The following is a 26,709-nucleotide window of genomic DNA, read 5'->3' as shown; positions in this document are numbered from 1 at the left end:
AGTGGCTTGAATGGATTTGTATAGATGGAAAACACTTTGACAATCATCAAGGAAATGCAGTGTTTGCCTTTCTATCCAATCACAGCGATCCCTCCTGACGTCCTGGAGCTAATGCAGCGTACTTTCGATGCTTTAGCCACACGTTCCAAAACAAAGGCTGGCAACCTCATTCCTGTCTTCGATGCCTACTGTCATGTGACCGCTACGCCAATCACCTACCTGTCACTTTCAAACGCGGGATTCGAAAAAGTCATCCAAGGCTTCCTGGGTGCGCTCGATGGCGGCTCGCTAGTTCCCGTGGGATATCAATCCAGGAGGGAATACCAGCGGAGCTTCGTCAAGCTAATGATCAAGATGCGCGAAGAGATTCCGATGCTGCCAGAACTCACCACTGCAGACTGGCAACCTAAGCTCTACCAGCACGTCTGGCAGTCGATGCAAGATCGTTTGGATCCTATAGCTCTGCGGTATTGGAATAGCTGGACGGTTCAAGGCCGCAATGGAAAAAACGGGTACGTGCCCATTGCTTATTTGTGGAACTCTCATGGCCCTGAGTTTGCTGAAAGTGTGTACGAACACTACAGCAACAACATGTCTAAAAAATTGAGTCCATCCCATTCTGACTTCAATACATTTGTCTATTATCTCGCGGACAACGAAGAGCGCTGGCCAGTCTCGACATTCCAAAATCCAGTAAAAATCAGGCGACTATTCATTGACTTCATGTTCCACAGCTTCACACAGGCATTAGAGAATGGTACAGACTTAGATATCCGAAGCCGTTCCTACGCAAAATTTATCTTCTCAATGGATGAGGTTTTTCTGCAGTCCGGAATTTGGGCTAAGCCGTTCTCGGGCGCTCTACCTAGGCCAATTTCAAAGTCGACGCCAGGTACAAAGACAAATAGCAAGCAGAAAGCTGACGGAACAGTTGTAAGCGACAAATTGATTACAGAAGTCCCTATGCACCTTACAGATAGCGAAGCAATCGAAATTTTGTTCAAAAACATCCATGAAGACAACGCGCTCGTCTTGACATGGGCGAGACACCGACTGCAAAAAGCCAAAGAAGCATACGAGGCCTGCGTAAAGCGTGGACAGCGAGGAACTGTTATAACCGGTGGTAACAACAACGCAAAAACTATCGACGAAATTGGCGCAGAAAATATCTGTGCGACCTTCCTGAAAAAAGGGGTCACATATTTTAAGAACAACTTAAAGAGCATCCTGGGCAAAGCCCCCAAAGGCGAAGCCTATAAGCTTCTTGGTATTCCCAGCGTAGAAACCGCCTTCGCTCTACAGATGCTATTGATCCACGGACATCCAGATGTCACCGATGCATTTTTCTTGGGCCTAGAACTTTATAATAAGCGAGGCGACCTGACAGCGCTCACAAAAACAGAGTCGGGCGCCTATCAGTTGACTGGATATAAAGACAGGGCTGGCGGCCAGAATAGTGAGAGGAAGATCCTGCTATCGAATGAAGAGGCCGAGTGGGTACAGCTTACGCTTTCCATGAATCAAGTATTGCGAGATGAGCTTCGAGCAGCAGGTAACGACGAGTGGCGATATATGTTCCTTCACACCGCAGGACGATTCACTACACCGTCTAAGCCAGAGTCCATCAAGCTGAATGATACGACCATTAAGTTCAAACGTGAAATGGTTGAGGAGTTCATGGCTCTTGGAAATCGTAGCGAATTCGCGACCGTACGCTTCATTTCTAGGCTGTCAGTCACAGCATTTCGCGCTTCCGCAGCCGTCGAGATCTTCCTGCGTGATCACGACGTTGAGGAGATGGCCAGGGCGTTGGGCCACAAGGGATACACCTCCACACTGCTTAGCAGCTACTTGCCAGAGCCCATCCTGGCCTTCTTCCAGACACGCTGGATCCGTCTGTTTCAGCGCGGGATTATCTGCCGCGCTATGAAAGACAGCCCGCGCCTGCTAGAAGTCGCCCACTTCGCAAGCATGGAGGAGCTCCATAAATTTTTGGAAAACCACGCATTGCGGGAAATCCCGGAGCACTTGCAGAACCCTGACTATCTCAAGACGCCCGCAGCCGCAGCCAACGATTCTGATGCTGACAAGCCTGGCCAAGTGATCGTTTCGATCGATACCGGCGTGCTCACGGCCCTGCTGTCGCTAAAGGCCGCCGTTGACGAAGCAACCAAGACAACACAAGAAAAACCAACAGGCAGGCAGCTCTGCTCGAAGGCCATCTACTGGGCGCGCTTCACGGATCTGGTGGTCAAAGATATTGAGGAAGGACTGGACAGCGACTTGATTGAACACCTCGAAGCTGCTCAACACCACGCCAATGCCTCTCACATGGAAGACCTGATCTATGCAACTGCCTCCTGAGCTCGATTTCCTCGCCCCTTTCTTGGTTGAGCCCTCAGAGGCGTATCGATGCGCGTCTTGGTTGCTGAGTGACTTCGACGCTGAGATCTGGGAATACAGCTTTGACTACAAAAAGCCCAAAAAACTGGATTGGCGGGTGCAGCTGGATGATGGAAGCCTGCTGACGGATGCCAAAAACCATAATCTTCTGTTGGGCTTCAAGTATTACCTAACGTCCTGCACCCGTAACGATTGGGGTTATCTTCAGGAGACCAATGAAGTCCAGGGGCAGCAGCTTCAGCGTTTTTGCACTGCATGCCACATACTGGATTTCTTGCTAATTAATGGTAAACGCTACCGATTGGCAAAGTATGGCCTAGAAGGTCTTACTGCCGGAAACTTGATAGAGATTCTTAAAACGCTTGCTGACACTCCACTCATTGCAGAGTCAGTGTACAACTGGCGTGAACGGCTGAGAAATTACTGCCTGGATCTTGTCGAAGCAACCAGCTCCATCACCTTGGCCGAACTCATTCAGACCATGCCCCAAATTGCCGAAATTTCCGATGAGCAGCGTGTCGAGAACAACCTTGGCATTTCTTGTGAGCTAATTCCTAAAGTTCGCGCCGCGCTCTATCTTAAAGGTTTCTACCACAAGCAAGTGGGGGGCAATCAGCCAAACACCACTGAGCTATCGCAGGAGATCTATCTAGAAACCCTTTGGGGGAAAAACCAACCCAAAGTCATGTATGACATCCTCATTTATAATGATGACTTATCACAGTTCGAGCGTGAATTTCCAGGTGCGCCTGTAACCAGCGGTGCCCGCGAAAAAATGCGTGATTCTACATACGGGGCCTACCGGCGAGCAGTCTACCAGCTAGGCGTGCTTCATGAACTGGAGTTGCCGGCGCCCAGCCATGAAGCCTTGGTAAAGGCGGAAAAATTCCAGCCTGATCTGTCGACCATCGGGCGCTTCCGCACCCTTCCGTCCGAAATCGTCTTTACGGGGCTGCGTCAGGCAATCGAGTTTCACCTCGACCATGGCCAGGAGCTTAGCAAAGCGTTTTGCCGTATCGCACTAGAGTGTCGTAAACGCAGCGTTTCCCCGAGCGCCCTGACCGCATCAGAGGTTAAACAGCTGGTAGGGCCCAAGCTGACAGCGTTTGGTGTAAGCAAGCTTTGCTTGGCTATGAACTCAGCGAACAACGGGGCATACCAAAGCAATATCAAGGGAACCAAAGAATCCTATTTTGAGCGCCTGCGTGCCAATCATGGCCTCTATGAGCTTCTGGGCGTCTACGTAGGCTGCGTACAGCTGACTGTGGGAATTCTGATGGCACGCAGGGTCAGCGAGCTGTACGACTTGAACGCCAAAGACTGCCTAGATGAGACCGAGGGTTGGCTGCTGTTCCGGAACGCAAAAAGCACGCGGCACTTGTTTGGCATGCGCCGCCGAGAAGCCAGACCGATCGAGCCAATCGCGGCAGATATGATCAAGACACTCATTCGAATGCAGAAGGTGCTTCGTCGTATCGGCTACATCCCGAAGCTTCAGAAGCTCTTTTCTGTTCCGAACTTCAGGGGGGCAGCGAAACTGACAGACTCCAGTGCCTATGTGTACAACCGCAACCTGGATCTCTACTGCGACTATTTTGAGACCCCGCTGACGGCCAAGGGTGAACGACACTACTTCCGCCAGCATCAGATGCGCCGGTTCTTTGCGATGCTGTTCTTCTACTGCGGCAGCTTCGCCAAGCTCGATACGCTTCAATGGATGCTCGGACACACTGATCCGAAGCACGTATACCGCTACATCACAGAGTCGACTGACGGTGCAGTGCTGGCCAGCGCGAAGGCGCAGGCCGTGGCCGAGCAACTGCACCAAGGCAACTATGAGAATTTCATGGAGCTCACGGAGCTGCTGAAGGAACGCTACGGCACTGAAAAATTCACGTTGATCAGCACCCACGACCTGGAAGACCAAATTGTGGAGTTGATGCAGGAAGGCTGGGTCGAGATCGAGCCCGAGTTTTTCAGCGATCACGAAGGCAACAAATTCAAGATTGTGGCGCGCCTTAAGCGTGCTCCGGAGGCAGCATGAGCAAGGGCAAGGGTGTTTCACTGGCCGCACAGGCCGTGCCTTCGGTGCGTGGGCTGCACACATTGCTGGTGGAAGCTATCAAACGGCCTAAGCAGTACTATGCCGACCAGGAGCTTCGTAAGGCACTGAAGAGCCAGGGTGGTATTGCGGCTCTAGAACGCAGTGTAACCAGCGATCGTGGTGAGTCTCTGCAGATCATGGCCATGAGCCTGAACTCTCTGAAAACCTACGCCGAAGCACACTTACCTGGCGGGTTCAAGGCCCTCAATGATTTACGGCTCAAAGCGCTAGAGTCCCTTCAGATTGAGGAGAATCGTGGAGAGCGAGCCAACAAGCGCAGCCGATCTGGTCTCACGCTGAAGGTTGCCGAACTGGAGCATGAGCTTCTGCTGCATCGCCAGACCAACATGCTCCTGCTTAAAGCGCTGGCAGAGTCTCACGATTGGTTTTTCAACATCCACAACGCCTCCTCCCACTTGCTGCGGGAAAAGGCGGCGCAAGATGCAGCTGAGAACCTAAGAGCGATCCTCAGCATGGCGATGCCACCCTTCAACACCCTGCACACTGTCGAAGCGACGACACCCTCCGCCGACGTGTCCAACATTGCCGATTACAGGAAGGGGTAGTCATGCAGGCCGTGACCAAGAAAAAGCTTCATTCTCTACTCGGTGAGTTTACATTTTTCAGCCATTACTCTGTGGATCGTTTTAGCACCAAAGATGCGACAAACATGTCCTTCCTGTGTTGGCCGAACGGTTCGCCCTGCCTCATCGGCAACTTGTACCTTCAGACTTTGCTCACCAACCGAGGTCGCACACGCAATGGCCTTTCCCGGAGGGGGACGAAGGGGGGCTCGATGGCAGGCCATGCAGGGATGGTGGGACAGTTGCTGAAGCGGTGCTATCGGGATGGTATCGACCCGATCAACCTCACGGATCAAGCCTTCACGGCTTACATTGTCGAAATCCGACTGGAGCCGGCTAAGTACAATCCAGCTCAGCCCAAGAAGACAGAAAATAGTGTTATCGCCACGGGCAAGGTGTGGCTCGATTTTTTGGTTTTTGTGGGCACCTTCTACCGTCACCCGAATTTCGTCTCAGAGAACGGCACCATCCGTGCGCGCGAGGAGACCTACTACATCAAAGTCCGGGGAGGCAGAAAAGTTCTAAAGTCCCATCTTTGGCACCACTCATTCGGGAAGCCTCACCGCGTGCGTCATCGCGACCCTGTGACCAGCGAGCAAATCCAGATGCTCAGGGCGGCCAATCGAAAGGACAAGGCCACCGACTTCGTGAAAATGCGGCGCCTCATAATGATCGAATTGTTCAATGACCTCGGCCCTCGGCGTGGCGAGCTGGCAAACCTGAAGGTGCAGGATGTGCGCGATGCGATTGCTCTTGGCCTCGAATCTCCGGTATTGCGCTTGGACACCCTGAAGCGTGAGGAAGATGCTGAGCGGTATGTACCGATTCTGATGCCAACGCTGCGCATGTTAGACCGGTTCATCGATGGCCCTCGGCGAAAGCTCATGCGCGACGTCTACAAAGGGGGTAAGGATCACGGATATGTGTTCGTCTGTTCGCGTACAGGCAAGCCCCTTAGCGATACCAACTTCTCTAACGAAATCCTACACCTTCGAAAGCTCGCAGGTATCGAGTCTCAAATCTGCCCGCACATGTTTCGGCATGCCATGATCACTCGCCTCTTTACCCAGTTCATCGCACGGCATCGGCTAAACAACGCGGATGATTTTCGGCGTGCGCTTTTGGACACCGAAACCTTCAAAGCCGAGGTCGCCGAATGGACTGGTCACCTCGACCCTGACTCGGTGGAGCACTACATCCATCTCGCTTTCAGGGATCTGGCTGACTACACCGAGACCCTCAGCTCAACGCATCTGACACTGGCGATGGACAAGTACTTCGCACTCTCGAAAGACCTTGAGCAGCAGTTGGAGGAAGGTCTGCCAGTGACGGAATACCTGCGGCTCAGAAAGGAGCTCAAGGAGATGTACAAACAAGATGCAGAGATCGCTGAGAAACGCAGTACAACGCTGAAAAAGTGACGACCCAGCAGTGAAGCCAAGCGCTGCTGCACTGTCCGGACTTCCGGCAGTGAAAACTGTGTTCTACCCGGTTAACACGGACACTTTCGAGTAAGCTCACATCGAGCCGAAGGAGTGTTCATGTCCAAGCGTTAAAAATACAGTCCCGAGTTCAAGCGGGAGGCTGTCGCTTTGGCCCGTCTTTCTGAGGCCAGTTGCCGCCAAATCGCTCAAGAAATCGGAGTAGCTCAGAGCCTATTGAATCGCTGGGTTCGCGAGGCACAACTAGATAAAGAAAAACCTTTCCCGGACAGGTTGCCCACGAGATGAGGAACTGGCCCGCCTCAAGCGTGAGCTAGCCCGCGTGACCAAGGAACGGGATTTTTTAAGGGACGCGGCAGTGTACTTCGCTAGGGAGTCATCGATCGATACACGGTGAGGCGTACATACAGCCCCAGTGATTGCCATTTCTGAGGGCTGCAACTACCTCATCATTGCTTTCTAGGCTTGGCTCTGGCCGTAGCTTCAGCAATCAATGGGTCTTCGGGCCAATAGTGTTTTGGGTATCTGCCCTTGAGATCCTTTTTCACCTCCGCATAGGTGCTGCGCCAGAAGTTCGCGAGATCCTGAGTGACCTGCACAGGCCTGCGGGCCGGCGACAAGAGGTGCAGCATGAGCAGCTGTTTGCCTTGGGCTATGCGTGGGGTTTCCGCCAGGCCAAAAAGCTCCTGAAGCCGCACTGCGAGTATTGGCGGATGCTGCGAGTAGTCGATGCGGATATTCGAGCCGGACGGTACCTGAATCGCCTGAGGCGCTTGGGTCTCCAGCTCCTGTGGAAGCGGCCAGGGCAGAAGGCTTCTGACTATCGATGACAGATCCAGCTGACTGAAGTGACTGAGCCTCGTGACTTTGCCCAGGAACGGCGTGAGCCAGTCTTCGAGTGTGTCGAGGAGATTGGCATCGCTCAGATCAGGCCATTTGCTCTCTGCCTGACCACTCTCGATATCCAGCTGACGCAGCATGTCGACCCGCGCCTGCCACTGCCGTAGCTCAGAATTCCACGGCAGGAGTTCGATGCCCTTGCGCCTCACAAGGTTGACTAAGGCCAGCGAACGAGTTTGCTCATCAGGACTCGGCAGGGCTTTCGTCGACAAGATGAGCTGTCCAACCTTCAACTGCCGCTCAGCCTTCAGAACACCTTCCCTCTCATCCCAGTCAACTTCATCAACAGACTTCACAAGGTCTGCCAGCTCGTCATCGAACAGAGCCGGATCAAGGTCACTCGCCAAGTAGATCCGTTCTTCGCGCTGCCCTTGCCGGCTACCCAGGTCGGCCACCACCAGCCACTCGTGCTTGGTAAGAGCATCGGGCTCAGAGAACACGGCAGCTCGTCCGTTGGAGAGACGATATTCAGATGCGCTTGCACGTCTCTGCAGGCCGATTCGGTCAGGGTACGCGAACGCCAGGAGGCACCCTACCCATTTTGGGTGATCGGGCTCGTTGACAGGGCTGGAGGCGTTCCCACGCAGCAGAGATCGGTACTGCCGAGCAGACTGCTTCATCCGCTGAAAAGAACCACCGCTGCGACGTGAATGTTGCTCGCCTGACAATGCACTCAGCCTGGTATGAAGGTCAGCACCTACTCCTCTTAGGATGTCCTTTTCACCCAAAAGCGCCGCGATGTTGCACGCTAGGTCATTCAGGCCCATCGCATTGCCTTTGATGAGCATGTGAGCGATCCGTGGATGCGCTGGAAGCTCGCTCATGCCTGAACCGTGTGGCGTGAGCTTACCATCATCGTCGAGTGCGCCCAGGCGCTTCAGCAGGTCTCTGGCTTGGCCGAAAGGGGCTGATGGAGGTTGGTCGAGCCAGGTCATATCTTCCGGCTTCATTCCCCACCGGGCCAGCTGGAGAGCCAGGGCTGCGAGATCCGCCTGCAGAATCTCTGGGGTGCTGTAGCTAGCCATTTGCTCGTGCTGCGACTCCGACCAAAGGCGATAGCAGACACCTGGCTCCAAGCGCCCTGCCCGCCCCGCACGCTGGGTGGCACTAGCCTTCGAGATACGCTGCGTGTCGAGTCGGGTCATGCCACTGCGAGGATCGAATCTTGGCACTCGCTCGAAACCAGTGTCCACCACGACCCTGACGCCTTCGATGGTCAAGCTAGTCTCGGCGATGTTCGTGGCCAGTACGATCTTACGGGAGCCCTTGGGGGCAGGGTCAATAGCAGCACGCTGTGCGTTCAGGTCGAGGTCACCGTACAGCGGACATACGATCACGTCTGGACGGCTGCGCAATTGATCTTTGAGGTCTTCTGCCACCCGCCGAATCTCTGCCTGTCCAGGAAGGAAAACCAGAACGCTTCCAGACTGTTCGTTGATGGCGGCCAAACATGTGTCTGTGACTCGCGCATCGATTCGCTCTCCCGGCTGGTAGGGGCTTCCCCAAATCGTCGAGACCGGATACATCCGCCCTTCACTGGTGACAACAGGCGCATCATTCAGCACTTTTGAAAGGCGAGCACCTTCCAGCGTCGCAGACATCAGGAGCAGCTTCAGCGGGGGCTCGTCACGCAGCAGTTCACGGCCACTCAGGCACAGAGCCAGTGCAAAGTCAGAGTCAAGATTTCGAAGGTGGTACTCATCGAAGATGACCAAGCCCACACCGTCCAGTGCAGGGTCATCTTGGAGTCGGCGAGCCAGGATACCTTCGGTGACCACTTCGATCTGGGTTCGCGGGCCTACCTTGCTTTCAAGGCGAATTCGGTAGCCGACAGTCTCACCAACGTTCTCACCCAGTTCACTTGCCAAACGCTCAGCAGCCGCCCGAGCAGCCAGTCGGCGAGGTTCGAGCATCAGGATCTTCTGGTCATCAAGCCATGGTTCGCTCAGCAGCGCCAACGGCACCCGGGTGGTCTTGCCTGCACCTGGTGGCGCTTCAAGGATCACTTCGTTGCGGTTGGCCAGGGCCTCTCGTAGGTCTGGCAATACGCGGTCAATAGGTAGAGAAATCATCGAAGCTCCCAAATCAGGGAGGCAGTATACGACGGGCTATGTAGAGAGGTGATTCAGCTCGAAGACTGCGAAGGGAAGAATGGGATTTTTGCCAGGAATATGAGTATTTCCCGTGCAATCGGCAAAAGGTGCGGCCCTCTGGCCAAGCCGCGAAGGCTCCGTGCAATCGGGCTGGAAACTAATCCGGGCGAACCCTGACAGTATATTCAGCAAGGTATTGGAGTCGGAGCGAGCACCAGATGAGTCGAGCCGATTACCGCTTGCTAAACGCGAGCCGTAGCGCAAAAACCAGGAAGATCAACCCAGTAGCCCGATCCATCCAGGTCACCACTTTCGGTCTGCGGAGCACCTTGGCCAGTGGCTCGGTAGCAGAGATTAAGATTCCCGCCCAGATTAAACCGAGAGCTACGTGAATACCCACAAGGCCGAACGTCCATATGATCATGGGCTCCCCCTGCGGAACAAATTGGGGAAGAAAGGAGACGTAAAAAATGCCTATTTTGGGGTTCAAAAGGTTACCCAGCATCCCTTTAAGAAACCAGTTCGTAGTAGCCCTCACCTCCCCGTCGATCGGCGTTAACGACTTACGAGGCCGTGTAAGCATGACAACACCTAGCCAGGCCAGGTAAGCCGCCCCGCAGTATTTCAAGATGTTGAATGCCAATTCGGACACGGCAATCAACGCACCCAGCCCCAGGGCCACCGCCGCCCCCCATAATAGACAGCCTGCATTGACGCCCAAGGCGGCGCGCGCTGCCTGATATCTTCCTTCCACTGCAGCCGTGCGCAGCACCAGCGCAGTATCGAGTCCGGGCGTTAGCGTCAACAGGGTCGCTGCGAAAGTGAAAGCAAGTAGGTTGTCCAGAAAAGGCATAGGTGGTCTCAGCCGAATGAGGGACGAAATCGTCCTAGGATGCCGCCAATTGGAACCTGTACTCCCTGCTCAAGCAACCGATGATTTAAACCCATTCCTCCAACGCTCTCACGCTGTATACCTGCAGCGATGAAAATTGCGCCAGCCAAACTGGACTGCCCATGATGTTGACTGCTCCCTTTGGTGTGAGCTAGCTATACCCCGCTATGTAGCTTCGGTCATCGGTGTCCCTATCAGACTGAAGAGCTTGTAGCAGGTAAATTTCCAACGCGGAAACGTTAGCTCAGCTACCCCACTTATACTGAAGAGGTTGTCAGGTTTGCCTGGGCCCAGTCCTCGGCGGTCGTGACTTGAATCGACTGCTGCTCGTTGAAGGTGCATGCCTTAGGCCATGACACACCTTTGCCCTGAGCAAACACAGCGCGATACTTCTTGATGTGATGCGTCGGATCTTTCTCCAATTCCTCAAGCAAGTACGGAACAGTCCACACGTTTCGTTTGAACGGGCGACCCAGCACACGTTCAAGGAGACTGGCGACCTCTCCGTACGTCACAGTGTCTCCAGATAGATAAACAATTTCATTGCGAAAGCGGGGTTCGAAGAAAACGATTTCCGCTGTCAAGGCGCCGATGTCGTCTGGAGTCGTAAGCGTCACGCTGGTCTCAAGACTGCCCAGTGCGTTCACTGTGTCGTTTTCGAAATCGACCACCTCGAATACAGGCTCGAACAGAAAGCTGGTGAACATCCCAGTCGAGATGATTACCCATTCAGTTTTATCCTGAGCACGGAGTAATTCGCGAACATCAAGCTGAGCATCGAACAGATCCTGAGGACTGCCGCGACCGATTACCTCGAAGTCGACACCGAACTGCCATGGAAAGTATCGCTTCACACCGGACTTGAGGGCAGCAGTAGCCAGCTTCATTGGCGTTTCCCGGCCTGCAACCATGCCTGCACAGCCGATCACGGTATCGAAACGTGCGAATACCTCAGCCAACTGGTCAATCGAGTCATTCACGAGGTCTGCGGCTACCATCTGGATGCCGAGGGCACGAAGCTCATCGATTTCAACCTTTTTCTCAGGAATTTGAGTGTTGATGGTTGAGTCCCTGAGGAGGACGCTGATTGTGGAACCTGGCGCACGCTTTGCCACCCGCGCCAGGTTGCGCAAAACCGGCAGTCCAAGCTCACCGGCGCCTAGAACGAGAATGGATTGGGGGGAAAGCTGGGTCACTTCGGTCATGATTTCTCCTGAGACCTGTTGCCTGTAAGATGAACAAATCCTTGCACGATTAGGCAACGCTTGTAAGAAGGCACACCTGTGATACCAGACAAAGAAATGTCCAATCAGGAGGCTCTCAGCCAAGCTGAGACAATCTGCCGAACGCTTAGAGAAGATGATGATGGCGTCAGGCGGGAGGTGCTTGCTCACGCAGGCAGCCGCTGGTCATTAGGCATTCTGCATGCCCTAGGGGTATACGGCACAATGCGCCATGCCGAAATAAAACGGCAGATGACCGGGGTAACTCAGCGGATGTTGACCAAGACGTTACGCGCCATGGAGCGGGATGGCTTAGTGAATCGGCGGGAGTTCGGTGCAATCCCACCACGTGTCGAGTATGAGCTGACGCCGCTGGGTATGGAGCTGTTGATCCGTATGTCCCCCATCTGGACGTGGGTGGTCGAAAACGTTGAGGATTTCCGCAAGGCGCGGCGTAATTTCGACAGTCAGAATGATAAAAAGCCTGTATGGCAAATACCAACGTCGACACCATTGGGCTCAGAAGCGTCTGACTGATTTAGTCACAGCGTACTAGAAGCCCGGCGCCGAGGAATCGCGTAGTAATTGACCAATCGCACTGACGCTCTTTATGGGGCCATCAGCATTGAGCATGCATTGCACATAGTGACACCAGCTCAGGCGACGCCTGCGCTGGCTGTTAATGTTGGGCACCAATGCTGCTGCTCAGTTGACACTAAAAGGCCAAAGCATCGAAAAAATCAATAGTCTGATTTATTGCGAATAGGTTGACTCGATTAGTCTCAGCAGGGTTATCTTCGCAGATGAAGCTGTGCCCTACTTCCTCATATATATATAAAAAATTTGGCACACCCACACGATCAAGCGCGTCCTTCATTTGCACGCTTTGAAGATATGGAACCTTCCGATCCTTTTTCCCGGCTAAAATCAGCATCGGTGAAGTTTGAGATGTTGGGTGAAAAGCGGGACTGGCTGAGCGAAAACGAGCAGTGCGATCCTGGCCAGACTCCGCCCCTATAAGCCTCCACTCCGGCGCATCATCTGGAATTTCAATTCCCAACTGCAGCGCTTGATCACCAAGAGTGGTGAAGTCGAAAACTCCATACCAAGCCGCTACGCCATGAACGCTTGCCGTGACCGGACAACGCTGATCTTGACTACTTACCGATTCAGTTGGATTGCCCAGCGAGGCAGCCAACTGAGCTCCGGCTGACACGCCCCAAGCGTAGACCCTTTGCGGATCTATACCGAATGCATCAGCTTGGTTCAGCAGAAAACTGACAGCAGTTCGAACATCGTCGATTTGCGCTGGCCATTTCGCCTCTGAGCTAAGTCGGTAATTCACCGCTGCGACGACATAACCTCTGCTCGCAATATCGCCCAATAATCTCGGAAAGTCAGTGAAAACACCGCATCGGTGACTGTCACCACGCCTCCAACCTCCTCCGTGAATATAGATCAGCAGGGGTAACTGCCTTGGGTGAGGCTGCCCTTTCTTCGACGGGGAGTAGAGGTCGAGCGTCAGGGGACGGTAGCCATCAACTCTTTGATATTGCAGCCCCCCGAGAAGCGTAACGCCGCTCGCAAGCACTGTCTCCATCACAGGGAAAAGATCTTTATAGACCATTGAAGACTCAGTCTCGGGGTTCAGCCAAGTTGTTGATCTGAGCAATTAGATTCATCCTCGGGTAGCGGAGATTGCCAATTGAGGCGGCCTTAGCAGAGACGTCCAAGAACGGCATAGGCTCATGAGAGAGGTTGTCGCCTCATTCAGCCAGTGCAGATCTGGTTTTTTTCATGAGGATTCAAGCGGGCATGGCGACATGGGCGTCGAACTCGCCACTGTCACCAAGAGCCTTAGCTACGAATCCACTTCGCAATTGGCGGTTAACGAAGCCCTGGACATACTCCGCCGCAATATCGCGGCCTTTAGGCACTGCCAGTGCCTGACGGATTTCTGTGAAGTTATCCATTAGCACCCTCACGCCTGTGGTCGACCTGGCGAAACGCTCCAATGGTTGGCGAACACCAGCGGCTGCATCCAGGCCCAACTCCAGGAAGGTGTGGACAGCTTCAGACGAGGTTTCCGCTCGGACGAGGTTAGCCTTCTTGAGCGTGCGGGACAGGAACAAGTCGTAGGCAGCACCCTTTCCTACGGCGATACGGTTTCCGCCTGTATCCAGAGCAGAGGCGCGATGGAATTTGCTATCGGTCTTCACAAGATAGGTTCCGTCGATACAAACGTAGGGGTTCGAGAACGCGATTTTCTCGGCCCGAACTGGCTCGATTGCCAAAAATGCAAGATCCCAAGCCTGTTCTTCTAAAGCAGCGAACACCTTGCCGGCAGCATCGTACGTCGCCATCGAAATTTGGATGCCAAGCTCATCGGCAAGGGCCTTTGCCAACGCAACTGACACTCCGGAAAGAATTCCAGTTTGGTCATCTCGCTTCGCCAAGACAGGATTGCCAAGGTTAATGGCCACCCGCAGTGTCCCGTGAGGAGCCAAATCTCTACACACGTTGGCAAGTTCAAATTTCACGATCGCTCGCTCCTTTCCGCTGCTGACTGGCTAGCGCCTGCCTCTTTCCAATGGATAATCATTTTTCCGATAATCAAAATCATGAGCGCACCTAATGCTCCAGCGGCGTAATGAGACCATGTCGGCACTGCCGGCACGCTAATGTCGGTGATCGCCATCCTACCCGCTATCCAGCCCAGCAGTGCGGCTCCCAGCGTGATGACTATCGGGTACCGATCCATGAAGTGCAGCACCAACTTGCTGCCCCAAATGATGATGGGAATGCTGATGACGATGCCGAAGATCACGAGTTCCAGTTGGCCGTTGGATGCCCCCGCCACAGCAACGACGTTATCCAGGCTCATCACCGCGTCGGCGACGATGATCGTTTTGATTGCCCCCAGAAGCTTGGGGCTCGCAGCCAAGTTGTCGTGATCGTCCTCGCCTTCGGGAACGATCAGCTTGATCCCGATCCACAGAAGGAGCACGGCGCCAACTAGCTTTAGGTACGGCAGCTCCAGCAATTGCAGAGCGAAGAAGATCATGGCGATCCGGAGAAGGATCGCTCCCAACGCACCGCCAATGATGGCTCGATTGCGCTGAGCTTCTGGGAGCTTGCGGCAAGCCAGCGCGATGACCACCGCGTTGTCGCCACCCAGCAAAATATCGATGGCGATGATTTGCATCACCGCCAGCCAGAACCCTGGCGAGTTTATGAGTTCGATCAAAATGAGCTCTCCAGGCCAGGGGGGTCGGTCAATTAGACAGTTTTGAAGATCATGCACACAGGGCTACCGGTCTTGATGACCTGGCCGTTTGCTGCAAGCACTCCGGACGCCTGGTCGATGTCGAATCCGACAATGGTGTCTGTCTCTTCATTGGCGACAAACAGACGATTGCCGTCCGGAGTCAGGTTCATGAAGCGAGGCTTTTGCCCATGGGACGGAGTGTGAGCTTTGGCGGCAAATGCCCCACTGTCCTCCAGCGCGAATGTCGTCACGCTGTCGTGCCCCCGGTTCGATACGTAGAGGTATTTTCCAGAAGGCGCCATAACGATGGCCGCCGCACGGCTATTGCCTGTGAAGTTCGACGGCAGAGTGGAGACGATCTCCTGAGGCTTGAGCGAACCTTGCTCAGGATCGTAGACGTAGCCGGTGACGCTGCTGTCGAGTTCGTTTACGACATAAGCGTTCTTCCCTGCCGGTGTAAACACCACGTGGCGGGGGCCCGAACCTTCGCGAGTTTTGACCATGTTGACTTGGGTAGCACCGTACTTCGCGTTGTTCTGCTGCACGCGGTATACGAAAACGCCATCCAGCCCTTTGTCGGGGATGACCAGGAATCGCCCGGACGGGTCAAACGGAATCATGTGTGGATGAGAGCTACTTTGCTCCACTTTATGCGGCCCAGGTTCGCCTGGCAGCGACTCCAGATGAGCCAACTCGCCGAGGCTACCATCATCCTGAATCGGGAAGATCGCAAAGCCGCCAGTGGCGTAGTTTGCAACCGCCAGGAACTTACCGGTCGGATCAACGCTGAGATGGACGGGGTTCTTGCCTTGGGTGCCAACCGTATTGAGCTTGGTCAGCTCACCGGTCTTCGCATCAATGGCGAACGAGCTCACCTCGCTAAGATCACCATGCACGCAGTAAAGATGGGTCTGCGAGTGATCAAAGGTCAAAAACGATGGATTCACCAGTTCATTGAGCGTCTGAACAAGTGTGCACGCGCCAGTTTCGGGCGCATAACGGTATACGGTAATGCCTACGCCACGGGCATTGCGTTCTTTGGTTGTGCGTGATCCAACGTAAGCAAACCGAGGGGTCTGCGACAGTTTGTTATTGGTCATTTTGCTTTCATCACTGGTAGCAGCAGCGTGTGCCGGGAGGGTGAAGCCACCAGCCAATACACCGCCCGCCGCGAGCGCAGAAAGCTGGATGAATTGACGGCGAAGCATCGAGTGACGCGGGAATTTGGATGAACTCATGGTGTGGTTCTCTTTTGTTTTTATTATTGATCAGGGTTGTGCTCATGCCGGACGGAAGCCGACATGAGCACGGGCTGGATCAGAGGACTTCAGGAATCCGTACCCAGCCCTCCATCAGCCGGCGAGCACTGCGGCTCATCACAGCCTTGTCCACACTCCAGGCACCGTCCTCCAGCACAGTTTTTGCGCCTACTGCCACGCTGCCAGCGGTATGCCCCATACGAACTTGACGATCCTCGATGTCACCCACGATACGATTCACCAGCGTGCCGTCGAGAGCTGCCGCGACGGCGACAGCGACTGCACCAGTACCCGTAATCGCATGGTGAAGTTTGCCCATCGACAAGATCCGGGCGATCACATCGATATCACCAGGCTCAACGAGCTTGCCGCCTGCAGCCTGATAGGCCTGAGGCTTGGCCACGAAGCACAGCTTCGGCGTGTGCGGACGCAGACGAGTTGCCTCTTCGGCGGTGGCGGCCAGTCCCATGGCAACGGTGCAGTGGGCACGGATGGTTTCGCAGCGTGCCAGCAGCTCAGCATCGCCATTGACCTGATCCTGAGTTTCGGTGCCCTTCAGGCCCACTCGGTCAGCTTCAACGAAGATGGTAGGGTTACCAGCGTTCAACAACGTGACGGGCATATTGCCAATGCCTGGAATATCCAGTTCGTCGATGGCGTTACCCGTCGGCAGGATGCTGCCCCCCGAGCCACCTGGTTTAAGAAACTCCAGCACGACTTCAGCAGCGGGGAACGCCACACCGTCGAGCACGAAATCACCTTCTTCCTGAACCTCACCGTTGCGCATAGGAACGTGCGCAATGATGCGTTTCTGGATATTGGCCTGCCATATACGGACGACGGCGATGCCATCGCGAGGCGCATCTACCAGACCTTCAGAGATGGCGTATGGGCCGACAGCCGAGCTCAGGTTGCCACAGTTGCCCGACCAGTCGATCACTGGCGTCTCAATGGCCGGAGCCCCGAACAGGTAATCAACGTCACAATCTTCGCGATTGGATTTACCGATGATCACCACCTTGCTGGTGCTGGAGGTCGCACCACCCATCCCGTCGATCTGCTTGCCGTACACATCCGGGCTGCCGATCACGCGGAGCAGGATGGCATCTCGCTCTTGGCCTGCAGGCGGCAAATCCTTGTCGAGAAAGAACACACCCTTGCTGGAGCCGCCACGCATGTAAACAGCTGGAATACGTCTTTGAGTCATTTGATATCTCCTGCGACAAATCAGCGGCACATCAGTTAGCGGATGCGTTCTTCATGCTTTCGATCAGCAACTGCGGCAACAGACCACCACTGCGGAAGTAACGAACGTCCTCGAAGGTATCCAGACGACTCACCACAGTGACGCGCTCGGTTTCGCCGTTTTCGCGCTCGATCACCAGAGTGACCTTGGCGCCTGGCTGGAAGTCATCGGTGATGCCTTCCACGCTGAACGTTTCGCGGCCATTCAGACCCAGGCTTTGGCGCGAGACACCCTGCTCGAACTGCAGCGGAAGAATGCCGAGACCCGCCAGGTTGGTACGGTGGATACGCTCGAAGCTCTCAGCTACTACCGCGCGCACACCCAACAGGCGGGGGCCTTTAGCCGCCCAGTCACGAGACGAACCACTGCCATATTCTTTGCCGGCGACAACGATCAGGGACTGCTTGCGATCTGCGTAGATCTCGGCAGCCTGGAAGATCGTGGTGACCTCTTTCTCAGGCAGCAGCAGCGTCCATGGGCCTTCACGACCATCTTCGAGCAGCTCGTTCTTGAGACGCGGGCTGGCGAAGGTGGCGCGCTGCGCAGCCTCGTGGTTGCCGCGACGTGTGCCATAGGAGTTGAAGTCAGGCACCGCGATACCGTGCGATTGCAGGTACTGGCCCGCATCGCTTTCCGGCAGGATCGCACCCGATGGAGAAATGTGGTCGGTGGTGATGTTGTCCGACAGCATGGCGAGGACGCGCATGTTGCTCAGGTCTTTAGTGGTGTCAGTGGCCGTCACCGCATCGCTCCAGTACGGAGGTTTACGAATGTAGGTGCTGTTCGTTTGCCATGCGTATTGGTCGCTGACACCGGCGCGCAGGTCGCTGGCAATCAGGCCGGCTTCGCGAGGGACGTCTTCATACGCCTTGTCGAACAGGTCGGCGGTGAGGTTTTCAGTCTCGATTGAGGTCAGTTCCTCGTCGCTTGGCCACAGCTCGTGCAGGTACACAGGCACACCGTCGTCATCCAACCCCAGCGCGTCTTTTTCCGGATCGATCAGATAGGTACCGGCGATGGCGTAAGCAACGATCAGCGGCGGCGACATGATGAACACTTCGCGAGCCAGCGGGTGAACACGGCCTTCGAAGTTACGGTTGCCCGAGGTCGCAGCCACGGTTTCCAGCTTGCGGGTGCGGATCTCCTCTTCGATCTCAGGGCTCAGCAATGGCCCCGACATACCGTTACAGGTAGTACATCCGTAACCAACCAGGTTGAAGCCCAGTGCATCCAGATCATTGTTCAGCCCCGAACGCTCCAGGTAATCAGCAACCACCATCGAACCTGGCGCAAACGAAGTTTTTACCCATGGAGCGCGCTTCAGACCGCGCTTACGGGCGTTGCGTGCCACCAGACCAGCGGCGATCACACCACGTGGGTTGGAGGTGTTGGTGCAGCTGGTGATGGCAGCCAATACGACCGAACCATTGTCCAGGCCAGTTGGCAGATTAGTTGCCGGTGCCTTCTGACCCAGCACAATACGCTGGTGAGGCTGTTTCGGGCCGGCGATGGAACGCGCCACTGTGCCGAGATCCAGAGTAACGACACGGTTGTACTCAACCTCGCCAAGGCTGTCATGCCACAGGCCTTGGGCACGAGCATAGGCTTCGGTCAGGCCCGCGATCTGACCGCCGCGACCGGTCATGCGCAGGTAATGCAGCGTGCGGTCGTCGATGGCAAACATGGCAGCGGTAGCACCGAACTCAGGCGCCATGTTCGACAGGGTGCCTCGGTCAGCAAGCGACAACTGTGGAACACCTGGGCCGAAGAACTCCAGGAAGGAGCCGATCACGCCAGCCTTACGCAGCAGCTCGGTCAGAACCAGCGCTATGTCAGTGGCGAGATATCCCTGAGGCAAGGTGCCTTCGAGACGAACGCCGACGATCTCCGGCAGGCGCAGCATTAGGGATTTCCCCAGCATTGCCGCTTCTGCTTCGATACCACCCACACCCCAGCCTAAGACGCCAATGGCATTGATCATGGTGGTGTGGCTGTCGGTGCCGACCAGCGTATCCGGGAACGCCCACAGCTCACCATCACGGCGCTGAGTGCCAATTACGGTAGTCAAGCGTTCCAAGTTGATCTGGTGAAGGATGCCTTTGCCCGAAGGGATGATCGACAAATTGCTGAACGCCTTGTTGCACCAGTCCAGAAACTGGAAACGTTCGGCGTTGCGCTCACGCTCAATGGCTTCGTTATCGGCGAGTGCGCTGGCGTCACCCCAACGCTCTACGTTGAGCGAGTGATCCACTACCAGATGGGTCGGTGTAACAGGGTTAACCAGCCTTGGGTTGCCGCCTTGAGCAGCGACGGCATCACGCAGACCCGCGAGGTCGACCAGCGCCGGCGTACCGAGCAGATCCTGCAGAACGACGCGAGCTGGACGGAAAGGAATGTCGAATTCTTTAGAGCGGGCGCAGATGACTTTGAGCGCGGTTTCAGGATCAGCTTCTCCACGCAAAACGTTCTCGGCAAGGATTCGCAAGCTGTAGGGCAGCTTCGCGTAATCACCACCCAGGGCGGTCACGACCCCACGGATGTCGCTGACACGGTACTCGATTCCGTTGGCGGAAACGATTTGACCCTTTGACTTAGGCATTGACTATTCCTCACAAACTGCACGGGTAACGTTCTTGTAGGCCGCATATTGCACTTTGTGATGATATAGGTCAATGTTGAGTCATCCGATTCATCTCGTTTGAGTGTCGGACGTACCCAAGCAACGATTTCTACTGCGCATGCTCGCTCCTTCGACGTAGCGCCCAGTCAGGTACGGTAGAAAAAATAAAGATAAGAAAAATCGAGGCCCGCCATGATCAAGCTCTTTTGCCCCCGCTCCACCACCACTCCCATTTGGATCGAGCCGGTCTCGACCTGAGACCTATTGCGCTATCCGGGCCATTTGGCCGACCAGAGCCACAAAGATCTGAAAAATGGGAGTTCGACCGTGCTAACAGTCCTTGGCTTTTCAATGGTTATCTGTTTCATGTACTTGATCATGACGAAGCGCCTTTCTGCGCTCATCGCGTTGATCTTGATACCTATCGTTTTCGCGCTGATCGGAGGCCATTACGTAGGCCTCGGTGCCATGATGCTCGACGGCGTCAAAACACTTGCTCCAACCGGCGTGATGTTGACTTTCTCGATTCTTTACTTCGGCATAATGATCGACGCTGGGCTTTTCGACGGGCTCGTGCGCTTCATCTTGAAAGTGGTGAAAGGCGACCCTCTCAAGGTCTCGGTAGGCACTGCGGTGCTGACGATGCTGGTGTCGCTGGATGGTGACAGCTCGACTACCTACATGATTGCCTGCGCTGCATTCCTGCCGCTGTATCAGCGACTGGGGATGAGCGTGCTGGGCATGACATGCCTGGTGAACATTGCCAGCGGGATCATGAATATCTCGCCGTGGGGTGGGCCAACTGCTCGCGCAGCAGCAGCGCTGCATGTGGATGCAATGGAGATTTTCCTGCCCATGATTCCTGGCATGCTGCTAGGTTGCGCCTGCCTCATCTTTACTGCCGTAGTCATTGGGCGCAAAGAGCGTGCGCGCATTGGCATTCTTGATATGGACGGTCTTCATCACGGCCCTGTGTCGCTGGGCAATGGAACAGCAGAGCAATGTGATGAAAATCGTCGTCCGAAAATGTTTTGGCCGAATTTGATCTTGACGCTAGGCCTCATCACTTGCCTGATCATTGGCGCAATGCCTATCCAGATCCTGTTCATGGTCGGCTTCGCCATTGCCATCATGCTCAACTACCCGAACATTGAGCAGCAAAAAGCACGTATTGCCGCTCATGCGACGAATGTGTTGGCCGTTACAGCAGTCATTTTCGCTGCGGGCATTTTCACGGGGATCCTTTCCGGAACCGGCATGGTGGACTCAATGGCGAAAAGCTTGCTGCATGTAATCCCACCAAGCTTCGGCCCGTTCCTGGCTGTCTTCACCGCCCTCGTTAGCCTGCCGTTTACATTCTTCATGTCTAACGACGCGTTCTACTTTGGCATCCTTCCGGTGATAGCACAGACTGCAGCCCAATACGGGATAACACCACTGGAAATCGCACGGGCTTCGGTTGTGGGTCAACCCGTCCACCTACTCAGCCCGCTGGTGCCATCACTCTATCTGCTCGTTGCCTTGGCCAAAGTAGATCTCGGAGATCATCAACGCTTCGCGCTCAAATGGGCTATCTTGGCCAGCCTCGGCCTGCTGGTGGGCGGCCTGCTGTTTGGGGCATTTCCCTTCTATCAGGTTCGGTAAGACCCACTGGACGTCATAATTGAGGCGGAGGCCAAACGGTCTCTGCCACAGCGTAAAATGACGCGCTAGAATGGGTGCTCTTCGGTTCAGATCTCTGTGGTTTCCGACCTAATGCCTTTAAGCCCGCTGCAAGCACGCATCGCGCGTGACATCGTTTCCCACGTACGACGTGAACGCTTCGCTGTTGGTCATCATCTGGTTGAATCACAGCTAGCGAACACACTGAATGTGTCGCGCACGCCTGTGAAGTTTGCCCTGGGCCATTTGGTTGAAAGGGGTATGCTCACCTACGACCGCAACAGGGGATTTTTCCTCGCACGAGCCAGTGACGACTTGGGCGATCTTGTCTCTGAAGTCATGGAGAAGAGCGATGATCCTTTATACCTGACGCTTGCAGAACTTCGCCTCAGTCGGCAGCTTCCTGAACTGTTTACCGAGATCGAATTCATGCGGCAGTTCGATGTGTCCAGAGCAGCTCTGAGGGCCGTGCTGTCTCGGATGCAGCAGGAAGGATGGGTCGAACAGCGTGCAGGCCAAGGGTGGCGCCTGCTTCCCATGATCGACTCTGTTGAGGCTTACGAAGAAAGCTACTCCTTCCGAGCGACCGTCGAACCTTCCGGCCTTTTGTCACCGACTTTTCAGATTGATCGCGAGACGTTGGCGGCATGTCGTAAGCAGCAGGAATTCATCGCGAACGGCGGCTACCTGACCATGACGCCTCAGGAGCTTTTCGAGGCCAACTCCGAGTTCCACGAGACATTGGCGGCGTGCTCGGGTAACCGTTTCCTGCAGCAGACTGTCCGCCGTCTCGACCAGTTACGACGCCTGGTGGAATACCGCCAGGCCAGCGCACGCACACCCCGTAAAGGCCAAGCGGAAGAGCACTTAGCGATTCTCGATTGCCTGGAACGTGGCGACCGCTTGGCTGCTGCTGACCAGATGCGGCGCCACCTTGAACAAGCTCGCCGACACAAAGTCGATCCTGCTTTGTTTGAATAAGATTTCCACTCCCTAGCCCCTAGAGCATTGACGCGATCAACCTGGTCGCATGCGCTCACTCCTGGCGCTTGGACGACGCTCTCCCAGCTAGCGATATCGTCGTAGTCCCACAACGCGCTGATTGACTTATATTACCATATAAAACACTCAACCCAAGACATCAGAGTGCGCGCTTTCGTGCCATTTTGCACCCAGCTCGATCACGCTGTTAGACGAGGCCGCCCTCAAGTTTTGTAACCTTCCGGCAAACATATCTTCCTAGAACGACTGCTAAAGGCCATGGTTTCCACCTAATTTAAGTAGACACCATCTCTGGCCCATCAAGCGGATTTCCCATGATCCATCGCGACCCGCAACATGTCGCTCATGTGACGGTACAGGCTGTTCGATGCAGCCAGGCCGGCATACAAAAGCCTCTCTCTGGTGCAAAGGCATGAGTAACCTACTGACTGATCGGACATAGGCGCGCCCCACATCCCAAAATACGCATTAAGGCTTTTATTGAGTGGCCAAGTGCTATCCTGCCAATCTCCACCTGCCGTCTCGCTGGGAGCATGACGTCGGCCAGTGAAACTGAGCAAAACCGATATGTTCCGCATGTCGACGCTCGCTGCTCACCAAGGCCTTTGACTCGCTATGCCTTCAGAATTACGGCAAAACCGGTTTTCACAGCATGCAAGGAGTGCAAGATGCAGTACGTGGCTTGTTTACGAGTTGGTCAGAATGACGTTAAGGCGCTGATAAATCTGGAAGACCACAGGCGGGAAGTCGTGGCTCCGCTGTTGGACATGCGAGGTGACGACGATAGACACCTTCAAACATTCTTAGCGGGTTGGACTGAGCATCCTTTTTTCCTAGACGTTTCAAGGATAACGAAGGACGTTGATGAAGAATTCATTACTACCCATGACCTGCACAATCCTCATGGCGCGTTTGAGAACAAACGTCGATTTTTCTCTGATGTGGCAGGCATCAACCAGAACGTTATACCAGTGGTTTCCTGGGTTGATGACGACCCCCAACGAGCAGTCATCCAAAGTGCACTGGCACTTCAGAGCGATTTCCCCCATATAGCTATCAGGGTTACCTGCCCGGAAAACCCCACCGCCACTTCATGGAACAGATTGCTATCAATCCTGGATGCTCTTGAAAACCCGGACACCGCGACGGTGATTTTGGACTTCGGTGCCACAGCTCCGGCCAACACTGCTTCGGGGTCGGATTTCAATGTATCCCTGCGTCAACTCAACAGCTATCAGATACGAAATCTGGTTCTGATGAGCACCTCCTTCCCTATCGATAAGCCGGCCTCAAACACCTCACGTTCCTCCGCCTGTTACGACGTTGCGTGGCAAGCAAGGGTCGATACCAATGGCATAGAGTCGGATATCGTCTACGGGGATTACGCCGCCACCAATCCAACCGCCTCGATGGAATACATACGAGGTATGCCTGTGCTTCCTTTTGCCTGCTATTACACGCCAACGGAATGGTGGCAACGACGCAAAGGTTCGGACAAGGAATTTGTGCGATACATTGAAATCGCCCAGGAGATCAGAGGTTTGCCGGGTTATCACGGCGACGACTTTTGCTGGGCCACTCGTGAGTACAGCAGAATTGTCGCCACATCTACCGGCTACGGGAACAACGGAACATGGAATGGATACAGGATCAATCAGCATATCTGCGCCATGATCCAGTCCATCGTAGATACTGACGGCTACGATGACCTCGACGCCGATGACTCACTCTAACGATAACGTTGTTTCAGGCTGACCAGTACATGTGACCTGATCACATCCATGGGAAGGGCGTCGCTGAGCTGGCGGCGCACTTCTTTTATGAGGTCGCGACTTTTCGTTGGCACCCCATGCTGGTTAGCGAGTGCATCCAACTCACTACGCCACAAAAATCCCGTAAGGTGAAATTTATCCTGGAGCTTGTTGGGCTTCGCCTTTCGAATCATCGCCATGCCGGAATAGTCATCGACGACGAGTACGCCAACATGCGGAAGACATGACTCAAGAGCCTTCACCAAGTGCTTTGAATGGCAGCATAGCCAGACTTCGTCAAAGCACGCCATATAGGCCTGCTGCTGACCCTCCCAGCGAGTCAACGTGTCAGCATGAGACTTGATTTCGAAGGCGGTCAGCTTCCCATTGGCATGAACGAGATCGGCGCGTCTGGCCCTATCGATGAAGCACAGCTCCTCGATGAAGACGTCACTCTCTTCATGGGACATCGCTTTCGCGACCCACTGTTTGAGAATTGGGCGGATTTCGGTTGGATTCAACATGCGCGGATTATAGACGGACAGTAGAGGCTTCTCACGCTAAAAAAGCATCCGGTCGTCGACGGCCACAGAGCCCTGACCTGCATGATGAGCATCGTGCCGGAGGCTGGGGATGCGTCCGATAGGAGCTTGTGTCAGTGTTTCCTGTCCTCACCAGTTCATTCCTCGCCAACGTGGTGCTGCGCCCTTAGGCATGGAACGCTCGCGCCGAAATTACTGGACTCATAGGGGCCATTGATTCGGAATTTTTTGCCATCATAATGGCACCACCTGCGTGAGCAGCCCAAAGGTCTGCTTTTTGCTTGCTGTAGAAGCCCACTACCTATCCCTCGCTGCCGTTTTTTTGCATCAGGGAATGAAATCGAACAAGGACGCTTTATGACTGCAAACCAAGAACTAGCACACGCCCTACGTATGCGATTTGGCCTTCCACCTACCCAGCCTACAGAATCTCAGCTTGCCAGCATCAAAACTGCTATTAAGCGGATCAGGGATCTAGGGCGGACAGCTACTCAGACAGATTGGGCTGAAGTGGTTAAGACCTACTGCCCAGGGTTCGGCGAATGGGCCTATCGGGGAGCGGATAACTCAGACCTTAACACTTTGCTCGCCCTGGCACTGGCCGACGCGAGGAGGGGGTAGCCCATGGAGGCCAACAACCTGGCGGCATTCAAATTCAGGATCGAAAGAATTCTCCATCCATGGCAATGGAATCCGACTCCAAGTCAACTGGCCCGTCTGGCAGCAGATTTTGCTCAAAAGGCCCCTAAAACAAAGACACAAGCTTTAATCATCTTTCAACGGCATTTTCCTGCCCACAAATTCTTAGCCGTTGGTGGAGCCGATAATTCTGACTACAACACACTACTGACTTTGGCACTTGCCGATGCCAAGGCAGCATCAAGATGACCAAAGAGCAAGATGTAGTTGGAATCCGTGCAAAACTCAGCGAATTCCGGAGTGATGTAATCACTTCGCTACATCGCTTTCTTTCTGAAGACAGAACTAACACGAGTAAAAAACTCGATGCTCTACTGGCCTATCAGAGAACAGCAACAGCCTATTTCAATAGAGCTGAAACCTTTGTAGGCGATAGCGAGCTATTAGGTGCAAGGGAGAGCAAACACTGGGCCCAGGGTTTTGCGGAAGATTGCTTTGGCATACTCGAATCGATACCGCAGCACCTAGAACTTCTTAGAACTGAATTTAAAAATTTAGGGCTAAATGATCTTTCTAGTATAGAACCAACACCAACAGCCTATGCCAACATGCAAAGAATGGTTTGCCTGTATCTTACACCCGACAGGAAAGAAGCACTTTATAATAGGTTTAAAGAAAACCAGCTCCCGGTGTACGGCTTTGAACAAAAGGCAAAAAACTTTATTATGGTAGACAAAATTCTGGCGTTTGTTTTCGGCGCTATTTTCCTAACCGCCATTCTGGTAATCGCACTGTTTGTCCCCTCACCGACAGACTTCCAATACAACGTCTTTAGGACTACTCTAGCCTTGGCAGGCGCAGGTATAGGCGCAGTGATCCCAGGCTTTATGGAAGTTCGCTTTCAAAAATGGCTACGGGCCGGCGGAGCCCTAGCTGTTTTTGCCGTATTGTACTTCTTTAGCCCAGCAAACTTGGTTGTTCAAGCAGCTGTTTCTTGACACTGGCTTTTAGCATCATGCAAAGAGCATAGGTAGACTAGAGATCCAAAATCAACACACCATAACTCCCAGCACTCCTCG

The 26,709-nt window shown here is 54.4% G+C and carries 20 protein-coding genes and 1 pseudogene; 11 read left to right on the top strand and 10 right to left on the bottom strand.

The window, feature by feature from the left end:
* Window positions 1–24: 24 nt before the first annotated feature.
* The 5 genes and pseudogenes from J2Y39_RS24065 to J2Y39_RS26640 all read left to right on the top strand — a co-directional run.
* Entirely contained in the window at window positions 25–2,364 is a 2,340-nt protein-coding gene (locus J2Y39_RS24065) for a hypothetical protein (RefSeq protein ID WP_310220131.1), read from the top strand.
* Window positions 2,348–4,447: an integrase gene (locus tag J2Y39_RS24060; RefSeq protein WP_310220129.1), complete on the top strand. Its 2,100-nt coding sequence runs from the start codon at window positions 2,348–2,350 to the stop codon at window positions 4,445–4,447. Before J2Y39_RS24065 ends, J2Y39_RS24060 begins: the two co-directional genes overlap by 17 nt.
* Window positions 4,444–5,073 carry a hypothetical protein gene (locus tag J2Y39_RS24055; RefSeq protein WP_310220127.1) on the top strand — a complete coding sequence of 210 codons (630 nt, stop codon included), beginning with the start codon at window positions 4,444–4,446 and terminating at the stop codon, window positions 5,071–5,073. The genes J2Y39_RS24060 and J2Y39_RS24055 overlap by 4 nt, the downstream gene beginning before the upstream one ends.
* A gap of 2 nt (window positions 5,074–5,075) precedes the next feature.
* Window positions 5,076–6,512 (top strand): tyrosine-type recombinase/integrase, encoded by a 1,437-nt coding sequence (locus J2Y39_RS24050; protein ID WP_310220125.1) that lies wholly within the window; start codon window positions 5,076–5,078, stop codon window positions 6,510–6,512.
* Window positions 6,513–6,683: 171 nt separating this feature from the next.
* A pseudogene (locus tag J2Y39_RS26640) lies at window positions 6,684–6,876 on the top strand (transposase); the annotation flags it as partial.
* Window positions 6,877–6,982: 106 nt separating this feature from the next.
* Here J2Y39_RS26640 and hrpB read toward each other — a convergent pair.
* The 3 genes from hrpB to J2Y39_RS24030 form a co-directional block, all read right to left on the bottom strand.
* Entirely contained in the window at window positions 6,983–9,505 is a 2,523-nt protein-coding gene (hrpB, locus tag J2Y39_RS24040; protein WP_310220123.1) for an ATP-dependent helicase HrpB, read from the bottom strand.
* Window positions 9,506–9,758: 253 nt separating this feature from the next.
* Entirely contained in the window at window positions 9,759–10,379 is a 621-nt protein-coding gene (locus J2Y39_RS24035) for a LysE family translocator (protein ID WP_310220121.1), read from the bottom strand.
* Window positions 10,380–10,675: 296 nt separating this feature from the next.
* Window positions 10,676–11,623 (bottom strand): aromatic alcohol reductase, encoded by a 948-nt coding sequence (locus J2Y39_RS24030; RefSeq protein WP_310220119.1) that lies wholly within the window; start codon window positions 11,621–11,623, stop codon window positions 10,676–10,678.
* A gap of 96 nt (window positions 11,624–11,719) precedes the next feature.
* Between J2Y39_RS24030 and J2Y39_RS24025 the strand changes: the two genes are divergently transcribed.
* Complete coding sequence (locus J2Y39_RS24025) at window positions 11,720–12,178, top strand: helix-turn-helix domain-containing protein (RefSeq protein ID WP_122335862.1); 459 nt, start codon at window positions 11,720–11,722, stop codon at window positions 12,176–12,178.
* 178 nt (window positions 12,179–12,356) lie between these two features.
* On the opposite strand, the gene J2Y39_RS24020 is transcribed toward J2Y39_RS24025, so the two are convergent.
* From J2Y39_RS24020 to J2Y39_RS23995, 6 genes are all read right to left on the bottom strand, one after another.
* Window positions 12,357–13,268 carry an alpha/beta hydrolase gene (locus J2Y39_RS24020; protein WP_310220116.1) on the bottom strand — a complete coding sequence of 304 codons (912 nt, stop codon included), beginning with the start codon at window positions 13,266–13,268 and terminating at the stop codon, window positions 12,357–12,359.
* A 178-nt stretch (window positions 13,269–13,446) separates the two neighbouring features.
* Window positions 13,447–14,181 (bottom strand): transporter substrate-binding domain-containing protein, encoded by a 735-nt coding sequence (locus tag J2Y39_RS24015; protein ID WP_310220114.1) that lies wholly within the window; start codon window positions 14,179–14,181, stop codon window positions 13,447–13,449.
* Complete coding sequence (locus tag J2Y39_RS24010) at window positions 14,178–14,888, bottom strand: TerC family protein (protein ID WP_310220112.1); 711 nt, start codon at window positions 14,886–14,888, stop codon at window positions 14,178–14,180. Before J2Y39_RS24010 ends, J2Y39_RS24015 begins: the two co-directional genes overlap by 4 nt.
* 32 nt (window positions 14,889–14,920) lie before the next feature.
* Complete coding sequence (locus tag J2Y39_RS24005; RefSeq protein ID WP_310220110.1) at window positions 14,921–16,147, bottom strand: lactonase family protein; 1,227 nt, start codon at window positions 16,145–16,147, stop codon at window positions 14,921–14,923.
* A gap of 79 nt (window positions 16,148–16,226) precedes the next feature.
* Window positions 16,227–17,375, bottom strand: a complete 1,149-nt coding sequence (prpF, locus tag J2Y39_RS24000; RefSeq protein ID WP_310220108.1) for a 2-methylaconitate cis-trans isomerase PrpF — start codon at window positions 17,373–17,375, stop codon at window positions 16,227–16,229.
* Window positions 17,376–17,406: 31 nt separating this feature from the next.
* Complete coding sequence (locus J2Y39_RS23995) at window positions 17,407–20,013, bottom strand: aconitate hydratase (protein WP_310220106.1); 2,607 nt, start codon at window positions 20,011–20,013, stop codon at window positions 17,407–17,409.
* 348 nt (window positions 20,014–20,361) lie between these two features.
* Here J2Y39_RS23995 and J2Y39_RS23990 point away from each other — a divergent pair, with 348 nt between their 5' ends.
* From J2Y39_RS23990 to J2Y39_RS23980, 3 genes are all read left to right on the top strand, one after another.
* The gene (locus tag J2Y39_RS23990) at window positions 20,362–21,678 is read left to right on the top strand and encodes a CitMHS family transporter (protein WP_310220104.1); all 1,317 of its coding nucleotides are present in this window, start codon (window positions 20,362–20,364) and stop codon (window positions 21,676–21,678) included.
* 111 nt (window positions 21,679–21,789) lie between these two features.
* Window positions 21,790–22,677 carry a GntR family transcriptional regulator gene (locus J2Y39_RS23985; protein WP_310220103.1) on the top strand — a complete coding sequence of 296 codons (888 nt, stop codon included), beginning with the start codon at window positions 21,790–21,792 and terminating at the stop codon, window positions 22,675–22,677.
* 689 nt (window positions 22,678–23,366) lie between these two features.
* A complete protein-coding gene (locus J2Y39_RS23980) occupies window positions 23,367–24,431 on the top strand; it encodes a beta family protein (protein ID WP_310220101.1) in 1,065 nt (354 codons plus the stop codon).
* Here J2Y39_RS23980 and J2Y39_RS23975 read toward each other — a convergent pair.
* On the bottom strand, window positions 24,428–24,973 hold the full coding sequence (locus tag J2Y39_RS23975) for a sce7726 family protein (protein ID WP_310220099.1): 546 nt from the start codon (window positions 24,971–24,973) through the stop codon (window positions 24,428–24,430). The genes J2Y39_RS23980 and J2Y39_RS23975 overlap by 4 nt on opposite strands.
* A gap of 642 nt (window positions 24,974–25,615) precedes the next feature.
* Between J2Y39_RS23975 and J2Y39_RS23970 the strand changes: the two genes are divergently transcribed.
* Window positions 25,616–25,879: a hypothetical protein gene (locus J2Y39_RS23970; protein ID WP_310220097.1), complete on the top strand. Its 264-nt coding sequence runs from the start codon at window positions 25,616–25,618 to the stop codon at window positions 25,877–25,879.
* Window positions 25,876–26,628 carry a hypothetical protein gene (locus J2Y39_RS23965; RefSeq protein ID WP_310220095.1) on the top strand — a complete coding sequence of 251 codons (753 nt, stop codon included), beginning with the start codon at window positions 25,876–25,878 and terminating at the stop codon, window positions 26,626–26,628. The genes J2Y39_RS23970 and J2Y39_RS23965 overlap by 4 nt, the downstream gene beginning before the upstream one ends.
* Window positions 26,629–26,709: the final 81 nt, after the last annotated feature.

The organism is Pseudomonas sp. 2957, assembly GCF_031456345.1.
Lineage (GTDB): Bacteria > Pseudomonadota > Gammaproteobacteria > Pseudomonadales > Pseudomonadaceae > Aquipseudomonas > Aquipseudomonas siliginis.
Note: the sequence above shows the minus strand (reverse complement) of the source record. Positions and strands in the feature narration are given on the sequence as shown.

Coding starts and splice junctions, on each gene's coding strand:
- J2Y39_RS24030 (WP_310220119.1), bottom strand. CDS start 11,623: ATGACCGAAGTGACCCAGCTTTCCCCCCAATCCATTCTCGTTCTAGGC.
- J2Y39_RS23995 (WP_310220106.1), bottom strand. CDS start 20,013: ATGCCTAAGTCAAAGGGTCAAATCGTTTCCGCCAACGGAATCGAGTAC.
- J2Y39_RS24065 (WP_310220131.1), top strand. CDS start 25: ATGGAAAACACTTTGACAATCATCAAGGAAATGCAGTGTTTGCCTTTC.
- J2Y39_RS24055 (WP_310220127.1), top strand. CDS start 4,444: ATGAGCAAGGGCAAGGGTGTTTCACTGGCCGCACAGGCCGTGCCTTCG.
- J2Y39_RS24025 (WP_122335862.1), top strand. CDS start 11,720: ATGTCCAATCAGGAGGCTCTCAGCCAAGCTGAGACAATCTGCCGAACG.
- J2Y39_RS23975 (WP_310220099.1), bottom strand. CDS start 24,973: ATGTTGAATCCAACCGAAATCCGCCCAATTCTCAAACAGTGGGTCGCG.
- J2Y39_RS24060 (WP_310220129.1), top strand. CDS start 2,348: ATGCAACTGCCTCCTGAGCTCGATTTCCTCGCCCCTTTCTTGGTTGAG.
- prpF (WP_310220108.1), bottom strand. CDS start 17,375: ATGACTCAAAGACGTATTCCAGCTGTTTACATGCGTGGCGGCTCCAGC.
- J2Y39_RS24035 (WP_310220121.1), bottom strand. CDS start 10,379: ATGCCTTTTCTGGACAACCTACTTGCTTTCACTTTCGCAGCGACCCTG.
- J2Y39_RS24020 (WP_310220116.1), bottom strand. CDS start 13,268: ATGGTCTATAAAGATCTTTTCCCTGTGATGGAGACAGTGCTTGCGAGC.
- hrpB (WP_310220123.1), bottom strand. CDS start 9,505: ATGATTTCTCTACCTATTGACCGCGTATTGCCAGACCTACGAGAGGCC.
- J2Y39_RS23965 (WP_310220095.1), top strand. CDS start 25,876: ATGACCAAAGAGCAAGATGTAGTTGGAATCCGTGCAAAACTCAGCGAA.
- J2Y39_RS23980 (WP_310220101.1), top strand. CDS start 23,367: ATGCAGTACGTGGCTTGTTTACGAGTTGGTCAGAATGACGTTAAGGCG.
- J2Y39_RS23970 (WP_310220097.1), top strand. CDS start 25,616: ATGGAGGCCAACAACCTGGCGGCATTCAAATTCAGGATCGAAAGAATT.
- J2Y39_RS24005 (WP_310220110.1), bottom strand. CDS start 16,147: ATGAGTTCATCCAAATTCCCGCGTCACTCGATGCTTCGCCGTCAATTC.
- J2Y39_RS24050 (WP_310220125.1), top strand. CDS start 5,076: ATGCAGGCCGTGACCAAGAAAAAGCTTCATTCTCTACTCGGTGAGTTT.
- J2Y39_RS23985 (WP_310220103.1), top strand. CDS start 21,790: ATGCCTTTAAGCCCGCTGCAAGCACGCATCGCGCGTGACATCGTTTCC.